This is a genomic window from Mesotoga sp. HF07.pep.5.2.highcov, from assembly GCF_003666285.1.
GTDB lineage: Bacteria > Thermotogota > Thermotogae > Petrotogales > Kosmotogaceae > Mesotoga > Mesotoga prima.
Map to the genome: position 1 here is coordinate 1 of NZ_JFHJ01000320.1, position 1245 is coordinate 1245.

Annotated in this window: 1 pseudogene; it reads left to right on the forward strand. The window is 48.0% G+C overall.

Annotated features, from left to right (window positions below):
- Positions 1–1056 (forward strand): annotated as a pseudogene (locus tag BG32_RS07065) (ABC transporter substrate-binding protein); the annotation flags it as partial.
- Positions 1057–1245: the final 189 nt, after the last annotated feature.

The following is a 1245-nucleotide window of genomic DNA, read 5'->3' on the forward strand; positions in this document are numbered from 1 at the left end:
CAGTGGAAGGAAGTCGGCCCGGGCGTCAAGTCAATGTCGATGGGAACATATACCCTCCTCGGAGGCAACATGCACCAGGGCCAGCCCATAACAGTCAACGACTATCTCTACGCCTTCGCATTCATTGATGAATGGATATCGAGAGACGGGGAGAATGACAAGTACTACGAAGCTTCGTACGAGAATTACATGAGAAGCGGACAAGACACGATAAAGGGATATATTGTAAACGATGACGGGACAATCACTACCTACTTCGATTACAACTTCCCTGCAAGCGTCGACAGAACCGCACAGTGGGGAGCACCTTTCCTTGGAGTCCACAGACAGCCATTTGTAATAGTCTCCTGGGAAATATACGAGGCCCTCGCGGAAATCGTTGCCAACGGCAGCCAATCTGGAACGGTCTATGCCTTCAGGAACGATCCCGCTGTCACTCAGATCGATGTCCTTGTACCGAACCACGTGAAAGACATAAAAGCGAAACTCGTCGAGCTAATAGAAAAGGGACATGTTCCTAACTCTCTTAAGGGCCTGATAACTGTCGAAGAGGCTCAGTCAAGATACCAGGCCGCAATCGACTTCATAGACAAGTATGGACATGCGTATATAAGCAATGGACCATACTACCTTTCAAAATACGACCCAACTGCGAACTATGCGGAATGCAGGGCCTTTAGAGATCCTTCCTATCCATATGAACCGTACTACTGGAAGGAAATGTTGAAAACCGTAAGGCTTTCAGTCGACTCTATAGACGTACCGGCCATAATCATGAAGGGAATGGATACGACTGTCAAGGTAGTAGTCGCAGAGGTTGCCTATCCATCTGAAGAGGTATCCAAGGCATCCAGGGGAAGCATTGTCGTGACACTTATAACTCCGGAGAAAGAGATGACTTTCGACGCCGTCTTGATCGAACCGGGACTTTTCGAAGCTGTAATAAACGCTGAAGCTATCGAAGATCTCGAACCTGGCTCATACAACGTTCTGGCAATCGCTTCACTCGAAGGTGCGGTGCCGGCATCGTCCGTCACTTCCACCATAGTTTACTGATGTCTGCAGAGCGGTACCCGAAAGGGTGCCGCTTTCATTATTGAGGTGGAATATGTTCTGGAAATACATGTTGAAACGTGTCTTCTACGGCATCTTTATCTACATCATACTGATTTTCGTCTTTTCTGCGCTTTTCAACACCGTCATGGAACAGACCTTGCGAGGACAGATCGATGAGGAAATTAGAGG